This is a genomic window from Stenotrophomonas sp. YJH_SMC_16, from assembly GCF_059367875.1.
Genome location: NZ_JCAFRH010000006.1, coordinates 1 through 14609 on the forward strand (window position 1 = coordinate 1; position 14609 = coordinate 14609).

Genomic DNA, 14609 nt, shown 5'->3' on the forward strand with positions numbered 1-14609 from the left:
ACTGCGCCAGTCTCTACATTGTCAGGGCCTGCAACGCCGGTGGCTGTTCGGCATGGTCCGCAGACTTCCCCGTCACCCGCGGCGTATTGAATTGGGACTAAGCCATGAATGGACTCTGTTCGCTGTTGATTCGGGCGGTGCCCACGGTGGTGCTGCTGGCGGCCTGTGTGGCTCCGGCGGTCGCACAGGAAGTCGTCGAGTACATCCACACTGACGCACTGGGTCACCTGTGGCGATCACCGATGCCAGCGGAAACGTCATCGAGCGTACGGTGTATGAGCCGTATGGGGCGGTGGTGAATCGGCCGTTGAAGGATGGGCCGGGATATACGGGGCATGTGACGGACTCCGGGACCGGGCTGAGTTACATGCAGCAGCGGTACTATGACTTCCAAACTGTCGCATTTCTGGGGGCTGATCCAGTTGCAGCTAGTTCGGAAGGGGCTTCATTCAATCGCTATCGCTACGCTTCTGCCAATCCGTATAAGTTCAAGGATCCGGACGGCAGGGCAGACATGAACGTGTTCAGTGAAGCTGATCCGAACGGGCTGAGAGCGGCAGGAGATGCGCTCAACATTCCGGGCAAGTTCACGGTCGGAGGGCACGCCAATAACATGGTCATTCAGGACCAGCGAGGGGGGCGCATGGAAAACTACTCCACAGTCAGCTCATGGAATATGGCTCGGACCCAGTTTGGGCTAAAACAGGGCCAGGAAATATTCATGGCAGGTTGCCACCTTGGGGCGGAAATCGGTCAGGCAAAGGCTTTTGCTCAGGGATGGGCGAACCTGAATAAGTCGTCCGTATATGCTCCCAACGGATTCGTTCGCTATCCAAAAAACTACAAGCCTGGAGATGACATGACGCTCCGTGTCAGTATGGGTGAGAACGGAACCGGAGGTGCAGGTGTATGGCAAAGGTTCTCGCCTGGAGGGACGGGGCCGACGGGTCCAGCTATTCGTTCGATTACGATCAAAGCTGATGGTTCAATATCCTATCAGTTTGCTGAGCCTGAATTGGGGTCCGGAATTCGTAGAATGGAAACGGTGAAGGTGAAGCAATGAAAATTCTTTCGAATTCCGTTGTTTTGTCTTTGCTGCTTGTTGGCTGCGGTAACGGGGAGCCCCAGGAAGAGCGGCTTTCCCGAAATGAGAAGCATGATGAAGCGCCAAGTTTGGCCCTTTCCGAGGAAGAGTTGGAACGTCAGATTTCGATGGCTGAAAACGGGAATGCAGGGGCCCGTCTTAAGCTTGAATGGCACTACTCGACGCGTGGCGACATGGAGCGGTATCGCTACTGGCTTGAGGAGGGGGTCGCACGAATGGACGTTAGTTCAATGCAGCGATTGGCACTGTTTCTCTCCCTTGAGCAAGGCGGGGGAGACTGTAAGCGCGCGATGCAAATCCTCGAGGAAGGTTTGCGTCTTGATCCGCCGGAGACTACGCGCGAACTGATGGAGATGGATCTTCAGAGATTGCGGCATGAACGGGTCGGGGTTCCACCTTGCGGGGTGGGGCTCTCCAATTAGAGGCAGCAGTTGCGCGAATGCCGATAATAATTCGTTTGGATTCGATGATAGGAACGGGTGGTGCGGAGCGCATTCTGGTTTGAACTCGAGGTTATTGGTTGGGCAGGTCTCGATGAAGATCATAATTTCTCTATCTGCTGCCTTACCGATGCTGCTTCTTGCCTCCTGTGTGCAGGACCGCGGTTGTCTTCTTCGGGTGGCCAACCAGGACCACGACAGCTCCTCATCTCAGAAGATCCATGCTGATATGGATGAACTCATACATTCGCGCCCTGTGGATGGGGAGCGGGAAGTGAATGCAGAGTTAGTGGTATCGCAGCTCGAACTCTCTCGGGAGGGGCGGAGAAATAGAAGGATTTTCTATGTATTGACTGATGGTAGCGGGAAACTCTTGACTGCGGGGACTTGTGGTATTGACGAACGCCAGTGTGCCTCGATCATTGTGAAGCGAATGCTCAGGTTCTGTGAAAGGATGTAGATTGCGGGTGCGCCAAGTTTTGGGAGGTATTTCAGTGAGAAATTCCCAAGTGCTTGATCGCTTTGGGTGGCTGGCCGGTATTATTGTGGCGGCGCTTTGTTTTTTAGGAATTGCCGCCTGTGGCGGAAGAGATGAACGTTTGGATGTGGTCATGAATCATGATCCGGGAAACGCAGCGGCTAATCACTACGCACTTGCGCTTGAGTCAGTTTTTAGTGATTCCGGGAGCGTGCCAGAAGCGCAAATATGCAGGGTACATTTAATTGATGTCAGGAAATCATTTGATCAGGCTGGAAGCGAAAGGGTGAGGGTATATTTCGTCTTGGCCGATCATCAAGGTGTCGTCAGGTCGGCGGACACCTGTGGGCTTCCTTTGAATGAGTGTGTGACGATTATTGCCGAGAGGTCGAGGGTGGGCTGTCGTAAGGAAAAAGGGCTGGCTTTCCACTGATTCGGGCGGCAATCGCGGTGTTGGTGCGCATAGCCTGTATATAGTGCTGGGCGCTGCCGATGAAGTGGTCATGTACACTTGCACCGATGCGTTGGCTTCACCGGCGGTGATTACCGCTGTCAATGGAAATGTCATCGAGCGTACGGTGTATGAGCTTTCTGGTGAGGTGGTTCGGATGGTCATGGCTGAAGGGGTGATGGGCGAATGGCTATCCCAAGTAGAATGGGAGCACGTTGTCGCCAAACAGTGGCTGACGCGCTATTGATAGAATCACCACCGCAAACGCGGGTGGACACGCGGCCCACGGTGTTCCTTCCTGGGTTTCTCGACAAGTGGCGGGAGTGCTGTGAAATCCACAAGTTCATCTCGATGCCGACGGCCAGCGATGGTTCTTCAAGGGTTTGCGCGCACTTCAGTGCTATGTCTTGTATCTGTCGCTGGTTGTTCGCTACATGAAATAGGAAGCGGTCGGCTGGATGACAACTGTCTTTTGGTGGTGGCCGACTATGTAAAGTCGTCGCGGGGGTGGGGTGGGGATGTCTACGACATTGCTCCTGAGGGGACGGTGGCAGGGCTGCGAGGATATGCAGTAATGCATCGCTCGGACGACGGAAAACTGCCGTCCGGGGAGTTGAAATCATTTCATGTCGATTTGGATCCCGAGTGCAAGGCTATTGTTGATGAGCTTGGCTATCAATGATTCCGCGCACTTTTCGGCTGGCAGGAGGAGCTTGGGTTTATGGGTGTGGAGCGAAGAAGGTGAGCGGTATCCCATGGCGCTGGATGGCGACGCAGAGGTGTGGGCGTGAATGTTGATTTCCGGTTTTTCATGGTTATTTTTTTTATTTTCTACGGGGCTGGTTGCAGGCATCAAGAAGGCGGGGGCGAACCGTCTGGAAAGAGCTGTGGGGTCGAGGGCAGCTCCGCTTGCCGAGTCAGCTTCCGGGAACTAGCTGCTACGCCCCGGCTATTCGATGGAAAGTTGGTGCGGATGGAGGGCTATCTCGGGGTGAGCCGGGAGCTCTTTGTACTGAGTTCAAGCAAAGAGTTGTTTGAGGCCGGAGTGACTGAGGAGACTCAAGTTCGAATTAGAGGTCCAGTAGATATGCAGCAAGGCGTATTTGACGAATACGCGTATTCATGGGTTTCGATAATTGGGGTGTTCAGGACAAGAGAAGCTGACAATTCGACAGGTGATCTGCTGCTTGGCGAAATTCACGCCCCCCTTGAAGTTCGCTCCCTACGAATCCCTGGTCCCGTGCCACGTGCGAAATTTGGAGATGTGCTCGTCAATCTTGAAGATCTGAAGTGAGTGATAGGTTGTGGAAATGACGTCATGTGCTTTCATTTCTGCCTTCTATGGCAGGAAAGCGGGATGATTCAAAGGCGCGCCTAACATGTGATCACATGGTCCCCGTCTTAGGGGTGACACTTGCCAGGAAGGGGCTTCGGAACATTCTCGATCGCTGGTAGAGTCGCAGATGTCACATTACGCCATGGCACTCCTGGGCAGCTCAGTTCTCCTCGTTGCGCGATTGCGTCTGTGTCATTGCGAGCTGATCGATCACGTCGATAGGCTTTGGGGGGTTGCGCCTTGGTTGAAGAATATGAGGTATCGCATTGAGCGCTATCGATGAAAAGAATCTCGTTTTAGCCTGTCTGTGGAGGCTGTTGGAATCCGAGCCTGCTTCCGAGGAACAGGTGTCTGGCTGGTACCAGAGGGCGCAATTTATCAAGAACGTGATTCGGTCAAGTTCGTATGAAATCGGGGTTCCTCACGTGATATGGCACTATCTTGATGATGCCGATATCCGTATTCGCGATCCCCGCTATGCCGAAGCACAGGTGTTGGCCGTTAGGCGGAGTATTGATGAGTGGGCTTGAGTGCACTCAGAGAAGCCATGAGCATTACATGTTGCTGGCCAGATTTCATTGCGGCATCCCTCTCGGATGCTAACCCTCCGGATCTCCCTCTCCTCCGGGAGGACTGGGCAGGGATGGCGTTTGATCGCAACCTGTATGAGGATTTTGCTCCGAACGATGTTTGGGCGGCGTGGCTGAGCGCACTTTCGGAGCACTTTGCAGATATCGCAATGTGCGCGGTTCGATGTTCAGAGTGCTCCGACGGTGGAAGCTCTGTGGAAATTGAGCGAGGGCTGGATAGCCTGCGCTTTTACTGGCTGGAAGATGGGAACTTCATGCGTGATCATTTCTTGTTTTCGCGTGATGGTCGCTGGGTCGTAAAGCTGGATCAGGACGTGACGTTATTTGCGGGAGATGTCACTTTCCTTGCGGATGTTGTCGCGCGACTTGGTGGTGTAGAGCATGTCGAGAAGATGATGCGACGGGACCTGATTGGTACAGCTGAGGACGTAGTTGGCCTCGGTGGGTACGTCAAGGGTCTTCTTGCGCCCTTGAACGCATCGACTCCTCAGCCCGGCTCAGCGCTGAACGAACCGGAACCAAGATTAAAGAGGTGATTAAGGTTGGACTTAAGGAGGAGTAGGTTGCATGTTTGGTGATGATTCCCTGCTTTTTATGAAATATGTGAAAGGGCGGAGCAACGCTGTATACCCGTGGTCGTTGTCAATTGTGGATTGCTATTTTATATGGCTCGCATTTTGCAAGGTCTCTGGCAGTGACCGGCCGCTGCTGTCGAGGATATCTGCGGACGGCGAGCAGATTGAGGATGTTCTCATTGCTGATGCCTACGATATTTACGAGATTGATAGTCGCGCTGAAGGTTTCGAAGTTGTGCTGCGCCACCATTCGTCCGGCTCACTGTGCTATTGGGATATTCATGAGCGTTTTGTTGTAGCTGTTGGTGGTCGTGATTTTCTTGAGGTGGCAAGCCCCTATCCTGGGGACATAGAAAAACATCGCTATATTGAGGAGATGATGCATAGAGAGGCGTTCGGAATTGATGAGCCGCCTGAAGTGATTTATGCGGCCATCTCCAATCCGTTCTCTTGAAGGAGTGGCTAGCGTCGTTGTTCAGCACTTCAGTTGATCAACTCGCTGTGATAGTTAGGCTCGCCGGGTGAGAGACTAAACACCCGTGGGAGGGTGAACCCTGTCGGGCATCGTGAGAATCTCTGTCGCGCTTCCCGAGCTGATCAGTGCTCGCGAACGGTGCCAGCTTCTCGCTTCAGCTGAGCAGGGTGTAAGTGTGGCGGCTGAGTCATCGAGCGCCGTCGCGTTGTTGATGGCTTTGGAACACTGGCCGGGGCGGTACATCAGTTCGGGAGGTGCAGATTCTTCTCCATGTTCGGAGGCTGCAAGAAATGGCGAACTGCAAGTTGGATGCTGAGCACTCAGCCGCGTGGAGTGGTCGAATCCACTCATGCCTGGCTGCTGTGGTTCTTTCGCTGGGGTTGCAAGGTTGTGATTGGTTGTCGGATCCGGTGATTGTTGGAATGTTGGAAGGGAGGTGATTTATGACGTCAGCTTGGAGGTTGGCGGTGGTGGTAGGCGTAGGATCAATTCCTGTCGGTGAAAGCAGGGTTGTGAAGCCTGAGGTCGCTACTGATTCCTCACTTCTTTTAACTTACTACGAGAGCAGTGTCCGAGTGGTCTGCCATGGGGATGTGTATTTTACGAATAATCTCCACGTCAAGGTTGAGGCGGATGTGGGTGGAGGGGTTTGCCGTATTGCAGAAATTGCGGAATGATTTGATCTGCGGAGCGTGTTTGACGATTTTTATAGCGCGGTGCCAGGGTGAAGAACGATGAAAAGCCTTGTTGAGAGCTTCCCCATTTGGGCTTCCATCATCCTAGGTGCCATGTGCGTAAACGCATTTGCGGCTCACAGAATGTTGCTGAAAATCGAGCGTGAACGGCCGGAAGTACTCGCTGCAGTCGGAATCATCAAGGTTGATTGGTGGCTTAGGTGCTTGCGCGGTATTGCAGTGCTTGCCCTTACTTCCAAAGGGCAGACGCTCCATCAGGGGGAACGGTGGGTGTTGAGGGGCGTCGTGATGATGTACGTTTTCTTGATTGCCTCCGGGGTATCCATGCTTGTTGGCATGTAGAAGACGGTGTCTCAAGGCCGTTGATGATGGATGGATCGGCATTAGGGTGAGATTGCCCGTTCCTGGCATCACTCAGCATTTCCCCGTTACGCCTCTGCTTGCTTGCGTCCAGCGCGCAATAAAAAACGCCGCAGTTCCCTGCGGCGTTCTCGTAGTTCCCTGATTCTTGCGAATCCTCAGCCCAGCAGCTTCCGCACCTTGGTCAGTGCGGTCATGAACCGCTCGATCTCGGCATGCGTGTTGTAGAACGCCAGCGAGGCGCGGCAGGTAGCCGCGACGCCGAAGTACTGCAGCAACGGGTGTGCGCAGTGCTGACCCGAGCGCACGGCCACGCCTTCCAGATCCAGAAGGGTGGCCAGATCGTGCGCATGCGCGCCATCGATCAGGAACGAGACCACCGCAGCCTTCTCCGGCGCTTCGCCGATGATGCGCAGGCCATCCACCCGACGCAGCTCTTCGGTGAAGTGCGCCAGCAGTTCGGCTTCGCGGGCTTCCACGTTCTCCTGGCCGAGCTGCTGCAGGTAGTCGGCAGCCACACCCAGGCCGATGAAACCGGCGATGTTCGGGGTGCCGGCTTCGAATTTGTGCGGGGCATCGTTGAACACGGTGCCGTCGAAGCTGACTTCCTTGATCATCTCGCCGCCACCGAGGAACGGCGGCATCGCATCCAGGTGCTCGCGGCGCGCCCACAGTGCGCCGGTGCCGGTCGGGCCGCACATCTTGTGGCCGGTAATGGCGTAGAAATCGCAGCCGATCGCGGCGACATCGACCTTGCGGTGCGGCACGGCCTGCGAGCCATCGACCACGGTGATGATGCCGCGCTTGCGCGCTTCGCGGCAGATCTCGCGCACCGGGTTGACCGTGCCCAGCACGTTGGAGACGTGGGTGACGGCCAGCAGCTTGACCTCCGGGGTCATCGCCGCGCGCAGCGCATCCAGATCGAGTGCGCCGTCAGGCGTGATCTCGGCTACGCGGATGGTGGCGCCGGTACGCTGCGCGACCAGCTGCCACGGCACGATGTTGGCGTGGTGCTCCATGCGCGTGATCAGGATCACGTCGCCGGCCTTCAGTCGAGGCAGCGCCCACGAATAGGCCACCAGGTTGATGGCGAAGGTGGTGCCACTGCACAGCACCAGGTCGCTGGGCCGCACGTTGAGGAAGCGCGCCAGCGTGTTGCGTGCGCCTTCGTAGGCGTCGGTGGCTTCGCTGCCCAGTGCATGCACCGCGCGGCTGACGTTGGCGTTGTAGCGGCGGTAGAACTCGTCCACCGCGCCGATCACCTGCACCGGCTTCTGGCCGGTATTGGCATTGTCGAAATAGACCAGCGGCTTGCCGTGCACTTCACGCATCAGCAGCGGGAAGTCGAGGCGGACGCGGTCCCAGTCGGGGGCGCCGGTGCGTTCTTCGATCGGGCGCGGCGTGGACAGGTTCATGCCACACCTGCCTCGGCCAGCGCCTTGTCCAGGCGGCGTGCCAGCTGCGCACGCAGTGCGTCCGGCAGGATCTTCAACGGCTCGTGGCAGAACGCGGCGCTCAGCAGTGCCTGCGCCTGTGCCTGCGGCAGGCCGCGCGAGCGCAGGTAGAACAGCGCATTGGCGTCGAGCTGGCCGACGGTCGCGCCATGCGCGGCCTTCACTTCATCGGCGTCGATCACCAGCGTTGGCTGGGTGTCGATCTCGGCATCGGCCGACAGCAGCAGGTTCTTGTTGGACAGGTTCGCGTCGGTGCCATCGGCGCCTTCGCGGATCTGGATGCCACCATGGAACACCACGCGGCTGCGGTTGGCGGCGACGCCGCGCCACAGCAGTTCGCAGGCGGTATCGCGTGCGATGTGGTCGATACCCAGGCGGGTTTCGACGTGGCGGCGGCCATTGCCAAGCAGCACGCCGTTGGCGGTCAGCTGGGCATTGTCGCCTTCCAGGCGCACGTTCAGTTCATGGCGGCTGAGCGCGGCGCCCAGTTCCAGGTCCACGCGGTGGTACTGCGCGTCGCGGGCCAGCACCGCGTCGGTGCGCAGGAAGCTGGTCTGGCGCGCGCTGCCGGCCTGCACGCGGGCGTGCTTGAGCACGGCATCGCGGGCGACATGGGCATGCAGCACGGTATTGTCCAGGTGGGCGGAGTCGCCCACGCTGAAGCGATGCTCGACCACGCCCAGGCTGGCGCCGGCACGCAGTTCGATCAGGTGGCGGTGATGCCAGGCCAGGTCGGTGTCACCGGCGACGCTGGCGAACACCAGCTGCAGCGGCACGTCGACCTGCACGCCTTCATCCACGCGCAGCACCACGCCTTCATCGGCCAGCGCGGCATTCAGGCGGGCGAAGATCTCCTCGCTGCGCTCGTAGCGGCGGCCAAGGAAACGCACGGCGTCTTCGCCGGCGGCCAGTGCGGCCGACAGCGGCTGCAGCTGCACGCCGGCCGGCAAGGCCTGCACGTCGCTCAGCGCGGCATCCAGACGGCCGTTGACGAACACCAGGCGCGGCGCCGGGATGTCGTCCAGCAGGGCGGCGTCCAGCGCCGGGCCCTGCAGCGGTGCCGCAGCGAACGCACGGCGTTCCAGCTGGCGCAGCGAGGTGTACTTCCAGGCTTCGTTGCGGGCGGCCGGCAGGCCGTCACGCAGGGCCGCATCCAGCACTTCGCGGCGCGCATCGCTGCCGCAGAAGGCCTGGGCCATCGAATCAAGCAGGGCGCTCATCAGACCGCCGCCTCGGGCACGACCCGGTCCTTCAGGAAATCATAGCCGTGCGCTTCCAGCTCCAGTGCCAGCTCCGGGCCGCCACTTTTGACGATGCGGCCATCTGCCAGCACGTGCACCACGTCCGGCTTGATGTAGTCCAGCAGGCGCTGGTAGTGGGTGATGACCAGGAACGAGCGATCAGCAGCGCGCAGTGCGTTGACACCATCGGCCACGCTCTTCAGTGCATCGATGTCCAGGCCCGAGTCGGTTTCGTCCAGGATCGCCAGCTTCGGTTCCAGCACGGCCAGCTGGAAGATCTCGTTGCGCTTCTTCTCGCCACCGGAGAAGCCTTCGTTGACGCCACGGTGCAGCAGTTCGTCCTTCAGGTGCAGCACGGCCAGCTTCTGGCGCACCAGCTTGAGGAACTGCATGGAATCGAGTTCCTCCTCACCGCGTGCCTTGCGCTGGGCGTTCAGTGCCGCGCGCAGGAAGTAGGTGTTGTTCACGCCCGGGATTTCCACCGGGTACTGGAACGCCAGGAACAGGCCGGCGGCGGCGCGCGCTTCCGGGTCCTGGTCGAGCAGGTCGACGCCATCGAACTGCACGCTGCCTTCGGTCACTTCGTAGCCGTCGCGGCCGGCCAGGACATTGCCCAGGGTGGACTTGCCGGCGCCGTTCGGGCCCATGATGGCGTGCACCTGGCCCGGCTGGACGTCCAGCGACAGGCCCTTGAGGATTTCCTTGTCGCCGATGCGGGCGTGGAGGTTTTCGATCTTCAGCATGGTGGGGATTTCCGTGGGGCGGGCCGCGGCCCGCCGGTAAAGAGAATGCGTTTGCGAGGGGCAGGGGCGGGCGGTCAGCCCACCGAACCTTCCAGCGAGACTTCCAGCAGCTTCTTGGCTTCCACCGCGAACTCCATCGGCAGTTCGCGGAACACCTGCTTGCAGAAGCCGTCGACGATCATCGACACCGCGTCTTCCTGGCTGATGCCACGGGCGCGGCAATAGAACAGCTGGTCGTCGGAGATCTTGGAGGTGGTGGCCTCGTGCTCGACGGTGGCGCCCGGGTTCTTCACCTCGATGTAGGGGAAGGTGTGGGCGCCGCACTGCTTGCCGATCAGCAGCGAATCGCACTGGGTGTAGTTGCGCGCGCCATCGGCGTTGCGGTCCACCCGCACCAGGCCGCGGTAGGTGTTCTGGCCTCGGCCGGCGCTGATGCCCTTGCTGACGATCTTGCTCTTGGTGCGCTTGCCGATGTGGATCATCTTGGTGCCGGTGTCGGCCTGCTGGCGGTGGTGTGTGAGCGCCACCGAGTGGAACTCGCCCACCGAATCGTCGCCCAGCAGCACGCAGGACGGGTACTTCCAGGTGATCGCCGAACCGGTCTCGACCTGGGTCCAGGTGACCTTGCTGCGCGCGCCACGGCATTCGGCACGCTTGGTGACGAAGTTGTAGATGCCGCCGACGCCGTTCTCGTCGCCCGGGTACCAGTTCTGCACGGTGGAGTACTTGATCTCCGCGTCTTCCAGCGCGACCAGCTCGACCACGGCGGCGTGCAGCTGGTTCTCGTCGCGCATCGGCGCGGTGCAGCCTTCCAGGTAGGACACGTAGGCCTTGTCCTCGCACACGATCAGGGTACGCTCGAACTGGCCGGTGTGGCCGGCGTTGATGCGGAAGTAGGTGCTCAGCTCCATCGGGCAGCGCACGCCCTTGGGAATGAACACGAAGCTGCCATCGGAGAACACCGCCGAGTTGAGCGCGGCGAAGTAGTTGTCGCCGACCGGCACCACGGTGCCCAGGTACTGGCGCACCAGCTCCGGGTGTTCCTTGATGGCCTCGGACATCGAGCAGAAGATGATGCCCTTCTCGGCCAGTTCCTTGCGGAAGGTGGTACCGACCGACACCGAATCGAACACCGCGTCCACCGCCACGCCGGCCAGCTTGGCGCGCTCGTGCAGCGGCACGCCCAGCTTGTCGTAGGTGTCCAGAAGCTCCTTGGGCACGTCATCCAGCGAGGCGTACTTCGGGCCCTTCGGCGCGGAGTAGTAGCTGAGCGCCTGCAGGTCGATCGGGGCGATCTCCAGCTTGGCCCAGTCCGGCATCGGCATGGTCAGGAAGTGGCGGTAGGCGTCCAGGCGCCACTGCGTCATCCACTCCGGCTCTTCCTTCTTGGCCGACAGGGCACGGATGGTGTCCTCGTCCAGGCCCGGCGGCAGGGAGTCCGACTCGATCTCGGTGATGAAGCCGGCCGAATACTTGCGGCCGAGCTGCTCGTGGATCTCGCGGTTGGGGGTGTCGTCGTGGGCGACGTTTTCGATGGTTTCGGTGGCCATGGGGGGCTGCCTACGGATCAGGAGACGACGTCGACAGCGATGGTGCGGCGCTGTTCGTCATCGGCAAGGGGGAGAGGGGGCAGGATCTGGGCGAGGGTGACATCGCGCAGGGCCTCGGAGACCACGTCGTTGATCAGCCGCCAGCTGCTGCGCGCGCCGCACTTGGGCGCCATGCCGCACTGGTGGTGGTCATGGCTGCATTCGGTCAGGGCCAGCGGCCCTTCCATTGCTTCGACCACTTCGAACAGCGAGATCTCGATGGCCGGGCGGGTCAGGCGGTAGCCGCCACGGACGCCGCGCAGGCCTTCAACCAGGCCGGCCTGGGCCAGCGGCTTGAGTACCTTGCTGACGGTGGGCGGCTCCAGACCGGTGAATTCGGCCAGCTCGGTGGCACTGAGCACCTCGCCCGGACGGGCGGCGAGCACGGTCAGTACGACGGTGGCGTAATCGGTGAGTTTGGTGACGCGCAACATGGGGATGCGAGTGGCTCTTAAAGCGGACTGAAATTGTACGCTTTTATTCGTCGCCATCCAACCCGGGCATTCAGCCGGCGCTGGGGCCGGGCCGGGAGGACACACCGGGGCCGTTGCCAAGGCGCAATGCTGCGCCAACGGGGTGATTTTCGCAATCACCCGGAATGGGCGAGAATCAACGTTCCTTTCGCTGCAGACTTCCCTTGCCGATGCCCAAGAAGATCCAAGCCCGCAAGTCCGCCATCCACGGCAACGGTGTGTTTTCCGTGGCCCCGATCAAGCAGGGCGAGCGCGTGATCCAGTACAAGGGCCTGCTGCGCAGCCACGGCGACGTTGATGCCGATGACAGCGGCGACGTTGAAAGTGGCCATACCTTCCTGTTCACCCTCAATGACGACTGGGTGATCGATGCCAACTACAAGGGCAACGACGCGCGCTGGATCAACCACAGCTGCGACCCGAACTGCGAGGCAGTGATCGAGGAAGACGAGGACGGCGACAGCCGTGGCGACAAGGTGTTCATCGAGGCGCTGCGCGATATCAAGGCCGGTGAGGAACTGACCTACAACTACGGCATCACCCTGGCCGAGCGTCATACCGCCAAGCTGAAGAAGATCTGGGAGTGCCGCTGCGGCTCGCCCAAGTGCACCGGCACCATGCTGCAGCCCAAGCGCTGACCGGTACCGGGGACTGCCGGCCACTGGCCGGCACTACCCGGAGGGTCTCCACCTGCCGTGCACGGCAGGGTCACCGCCGTGCAAGGGCCGTTCTTCCATTCTGTCGGCTCCCCCAACCGGAGTGCACCCATGGCAGAGCGATTGAAGGGCAAGCAGATTGCCATCCTGGCCACCCACGGCTTCGAACAGTCCGAATTGACCGAACCCAAGCGGCTGCTGGAAGCCGAGGGCGCGCGCGTCAGCGTGGTGTCGCCCGCAAAGGAGGCGACGATCAAGGGCTGGAAGGAGAAGAACTGGGGCGACGCCGTCGCGGTGGACATTCCGCTGGATGAAGCGGATCCGGCACGCTTCGATGCCTTGGTCCTGCCCGGAGGCGTCATCAATCCGGACACGCTGCGTACCGACGAGGTTGTACTCGGCTTCATCCGGGCAGTGGATGAAGCCGGCAAGCCTGTCGCGGCCATCTGCCACGGCCCGTGGTTGCTGATCAACAGCGGCCTTGCTGAGGGGCGCGACGTGACGTCCTGGCCGTCCCTGCAGCAGGATCTGGTCAACGCAGGTGCGAAATGGCGCGATACCGCGGTTGTGATCGATGGAAACCTGATCACCAGCCGCAAGCCGGACGACATCCCCGCCTTCAGTGAGGCGGTGGTCAAGGCACTTGCCGCCTGATGCGCTACCGGTAGTGCCGGCCAGCGGCCGGCACTACCTCATTTACCCAGCACGCCTGCCGGCACCAGGTTGCCCAGGTTCTGGTTGAAGGTGACCACCAGCTTGCCGTTCTTCACCTGTGCCGACTGCACCTGCAGCGCGCCGAGCACCCCGGCCACGGCCGGGTCCAGCTTGTAGATCGGTTCGCGCTGGGCGTAGTCGCTCAGCCAGGCATTGAGCAGGCCGCGGGTGCGCGAATCGAGGCGACCGCCCTGGTTGGCCGGGGTGAAGTCATCCACGCTCGGCTGCTGCAGGTGGAAGCCCTGGGTCTGCGCGTCGTAGCGCAGGCCGCTGCTGAGCTTCACCGTTCCCAGCTTGGACGGGTTGCCACCGGCGGTGGCCAGTGCGACGTCCATGCCCAGGTTCAACCGTTCGCCGGCCGGAAGGCTCAGCTGCGGATGGCTCATGGTCAGGGCAATCAGGCCCCCCAGGGCGTCCTGGGTGCGCGGGAAGCTGCCATCGAGGTACTGCTGCACGTCGCTGGCACCGACCGACAGTTCGCGGCCGGAAATGGAAGGGGCGGCCTGGGCGCCGATCGCAGCAGCGATCAGCACGGTGGAGGCCGCGAGGCGGGTCATCAGGGAACGCAGGCGCATGGCGGTGACCGGTGAATGCGGAATGGATGGACCAAAGAGTAGCCTTGCCGGCTGAATCGCGCGTGCATGCCGCTGCAACGGTTCAGTCCAGCGATGGCCGCAGTTGCGCCGACTGGATCTGCCAGGCGCGGCCATCGCTGCTGGGCTGCACGCGGTACCAGCCGCCGAAGCGGAAGGTGCCCTCAGCGGTCACCGCGCGGATCTGCACCGGAACCTCCAGCAGCTGCGGTGGCTGGTGACCGTCGCGCGCGACTGGCAGTTCGCTGGTCAGGCGCAGGCTGCGCACGTCCGTGAGCTGGCGCAATGCGGCATCGTCGGCGCGTCGTGCATCGCTGGGCGGGAAGGTCCATGCGGCGTCGATGGCCTTGCGATCGCGATTGAGCAGGGCCATGACATAGGCATTGAGCATTCCCGCCGGCAGCTCGGCCTCGGCCGCGACGGCGGCAAACAGGGGATCGACATCGATGGCCTGCACGGCCGCTGCATCGCCTTCTGCGACGGCCTGTGGCTTCGCGCGGGCAGCCGCCTCGGTCGTGGCCGGCGGAGCGGCATCCGCAGGATGAGGTTGCGATGGCGGCCGGGAACAGGCCAGCAGCACCAGCGGTGCGATCAGTATCAGGAACCTGCGCATGTCTGCCTCCTCCCCGAGGCGAACGGAA

The 14609-nt window shown here is 60.7% G+C and carries 17 protein-coding genes; 10 read left to right on the plus strand and 7 right to left on the minus strand.

Going from position 1 to position 14609, the window contains the following annotated elements; translation table 11 throughout:
* The first annotated feature begins 229 nt into the window (after positions 1-229).
* The 8 genes from AC5P6E_RS14205 to AC5P6E_RS14240 all read left to right on the plus strand — a co-directional run bounded on the left by AC5P6E_RS14205 (position 230) and on the right by AC5P6E_RS14240 (position 5429).
* The gene (locus AC5P6E_RS14205; protein WP_231298850.1) at positions 230-1063 is read left to right on the plus strand and encodes an RHS repeat-associated core domain-containing protein; all 834 of its coding nucleotides are present in this window, start codon (positions 230-232) and stop codon (positions 1061-1063) included.
* Complete coding sequence (locus AC5P6E_RS14210; protein ID WP_019337102.1) at positions 1060-1527, plus strand: hypothetical protein; 468 nt, start codon at positions 1060-1062, stop codon at positions 1525-1527. The genes AC5P6E_RS14205 and AC5P6E_RS14210 overlap by 4 nt, the downstream gene beginning before the upstream one ends.
* A 485-nt stretch (positions 1528-2012) precedes the next feature.
* On the plus strand, positions 2013-2456 hold the full coding sequence (locus AC5P6E_RS14215; RefSeq protein WP_138984352.1) for a hypothetical protein: 444 nt from the start codon (positions 2013-2015) through the stop codon (positions 2454-2456).
* A 70-nt stretch (positions 2457-2526) separates the two neighbouring features.
* Entirely contained in the window at positions 2527-2721 is a 195-nt protein-coding gene (locus AC5P6E_RS14220; RefSeq protein WP_019337101.1) for a hypothetical protein, read from the plus strand.
* A gap of 540 nt (positions 2722-3261) precedes the next feature.
* Positions 3262-3768 carry a hypothetical protein gene (locus tag AC5P6E_RS14225; protein ID WP_126561029.1) on the plus strand — a complete coding sequence of 169 codons (507 nt, stop codon included), beginning with the start codon at positions 3262-3264 and terminating at the stop codon, positions 3766-3768.
* 308 nt (positions 3769-4076) lie between these two features.
* Positions 4077-4340 (plus strand): hypothetical protein, encoded by a 264-nt coding sequence (locus AC5P6E_RS14230; RefSeq protein WP_138984351.1) that lies wholly within the window; start codon positions 4077-4079, stop codon positions 4338-4340.
* Positions 4341-4453: 113 nt separating this feature from the next.
* On the plus strand, positions 4454-4936 hold the full coding sequence (locus tag AC5P6E_RS14235) for a hypothetical protein (RefSeq protein WP_019337099.1): 483 nt from the start codon (positions 4454-4456) through the stop codon (positions 4934-4936).
* 31 nt (positions 4937-4967) lie between these two features.
* The gene (locus AC5P6E_RS14240; RefSeq protein WP_019337098.1) at positions 4968-5429 is read left to right on the plus strand and encodes a hypothetical protein; all 462 of its coding nucleotides are present in this window, start codon (positions 4968-4970) and stop codon (positions 5427-5429) included.
* Between the two features lie 1234 nt (positions 5430-6663).
* On the opposite strand, the gene AC5P6E_RS14245 is transcribed toward AC5P6E_RS14240, so the two are convergent.
* The 5 genes from AC5P6E_RS14245 to AC5P6E_RS14265 form a co-directional block, all read right to left on the minus strand.
* On the minus strand, positions 6664-7920 hold the full coding sequence (locus AC5P6E_RS14245; protein ID WP_010483557.1) for a cysteine desulfurase: 1257 nt from the start codon (positions 7918-7920) through the stop codon (positions 6664-6666).
* Positions 7917-9179, minus strand: coding sequence for a Fe-S cluster assembly protein SufD (gene sufD / locus AC5P6E_RS14250; RefSeq protein ID WP_134735517.1), 1263 nt, complete (start codon positions 9177-9179; stop codon positions 7917-7919). The genes AC5P6E_RS14245 and sufD overlap by 4 nt, the downstream gene beginning before the upstream one ends.
* Positions 9179-9943 carry a Fe-S cluster assembly ATPase SufC gene (sufC, locus tag AC5P6E_RS14255; protein ID WP_019659403.1) on the minus strand — a complete coding sequence of 255 codons (765 nt, stop codon included), beginning with the start codon at positions 9941-9943 and terminating at the stop codon, positions 9179-9181. Before sufC ends, sufD begins: the two co-directional genes overlap by 1 nt.
* Before the next feature lie 74 nt (positions 9944-10017).
* The gene (gene sufB / locus AC5P6E_RS14260; protein ID WP_010483551.1) at positions 10018-11493 is read right to left on the minus strand and encodes a Fe-S cluster assembly protein SufB; all 1476 of its coding nucleotides are present in this window, start codon (positions 11491-11493) and stop codon (positions 10018-10020) included.
* Between the two features lie 17 nt (positions 11494-11510).
* Positions 11511-11966 carry an SUF system Fe-S cluster assembly regulator gene (locus AC5P6E_RS14265; RefSeq protein WP_005408436.1) on the minus strand — a complete coding sequence of 152 codons (456 nt, stop codon included), beginning with the start codon at positions 11964-11966 and terminating at the stop codon, positions 11511-11513.
* A gap of 209 nt (positions 11967-12175) precedes the next feature.
* Between AC5P6E_RS14265 and AC5P6E_RS14270 the strand changes: the two genes are divergently transcribed.
* The gene (locus AC5P6E_RS14270) at positions 12176-12643 is read left to right on the plus strand and encodes an SET domain-containing protein (protein ID WP_010483549.1); all 468 of its coding nucleotides are present in this window, start codon (positions 12176-12178) and stop codon (positions 12641-12643) included.
* A 129-nt stretch (positions 12644-12772) separates the two neighbouring features.
* Positions 12773-13315 carry a type 1 glutamine amidotransferase domain-containing protein gene (locus AC5P6E_RS14275; RefSeq protein ID WP_010483547.1) on the plus strand — a complete coding sequence of 181 codons (543 nt, stop codon included), beginning with the start codon at positions 12773-12775 and terminating at the stop codon, positions 13313-13315.
* A gap of 38 nt (positions 13316-13353) precedes the next feature.
* Here AC5P6E_RS14275 and AC5P6E_RS14280 read toward each other — a convergent pair whose 3' ends face one another.
* Positions 13354-13950 (minus strand): YceB family lipoprotein, encoded by a 597-nt coding sequence (locus AC5P6E_RS14280; protein ID WP_171953988.1) that lies wholly within the window; start codon positions 13948-13950, stop codon positions 13354-13356.
* Between the two features lie 82 nt (positions 13951-14032).
* Positions 14033-14581 carry a hypothetical protein gene (locus AC5P6E_RS14285; RefSeq protein ID WP_191862950.1) on the minus strand — a complete coding sequence of 183 codons (549 nt, stop codon included), beginning with the start codon at positions 14579-14581 and terminating at the stop codon, positions 14033-14035.
* Between the last annotated feature and the right edge of the window lie 28 nt (positions 14582-14609).

Coding starts and splice junctions, on each gene's coding strand:
- AC5P6E_RS14210 (WP_019337102.1), top strand. CDS start 1,060: ATGAAAATTCTTTCGAATTCCGTTGTTTTGTCTTTGCTGCTTGTTGGC.
- AC5P6E_RS14220 (WP_019337101.1), top strand. CDS start 2,527: ATGTACACTTGCACCGATGCGTTGGCTTCACCGGCGGTGATTACCGCT.
- AC5P6E_RS14235 (WP_019337099.1), top strand. CDS start 4,454: ATGGCGTTTGATCGCAACCTGTATGAGGATTTTGCTCCGAACGATGTT.
- AC5P6E_RS14240 (WP_019337098.1), top strand. CDS start 4,968: ATGTTTGGTGATGATTCCCTGCTTTTTATGAAATATGTGAAAGGGCGG.
- AC5P6E_RS14245 (WP_010483557.1), bottom strand. CDS start 7,920: ATGAACCTGTCCACGCCGCGCCCGATCGAAGAACGCACCGGCGCCCCC.
- sufD (WP_134735517.1), bottom strand. CDS start 9,179: ATGAGCGCCCTGCTTGATTCGATGGCCCAGGCCTTCTGCGGCAGCGAT.
- sufC (WP_019659403.1), bottom strand. CDS start 9,943: ATGCTGAAGATCGAAAACCTCCACGCCCGCATCGGCGACAAGGAAATC.
- sufB (WP_010483551.1), bottom strand. CDS start 11,493: ATGGCCACCGAAACCATCGAAAACGTCGCCCACGACGACACCCCCAAC.
- AC5P6E_RS14265 (WP_005408436.1), bottom strand. CDS start 11,966: ATGTTGCGCGTCACCAAACTCACCGATTACGCCACCGTCGTACTGACC.
- AC5P6E_RS14270 (WP_010483549.1), top strand. CDS start 12,176: ATGCCCAAGAAGATCCAAGCCCGCAAGTCCGCCATCCACGGCAACGGT.
- AC5P6E_RS14275 (WP_010483547.1), top strand. CDS start 12,773: ATGGCAGAGCGATTGAAGGGCAAGCAGATTGCCATCCTGGCCACCCAC.
- AC5P6E_RS14280 (WP_171953988.1), bottom strand. CDS start 13,950: ATGCGCCTGCGTTCCCTGATGACCCGCCTCGCGGCCTCCACCGTGCTG.
- AC5P6E_RS14285 (WP_191862950.1), bottom strand. CDS start 14,581: ATGCGCAGGTTCCTGATACTGATCGCACCGCTGGTGCTGCTGGCCTGT.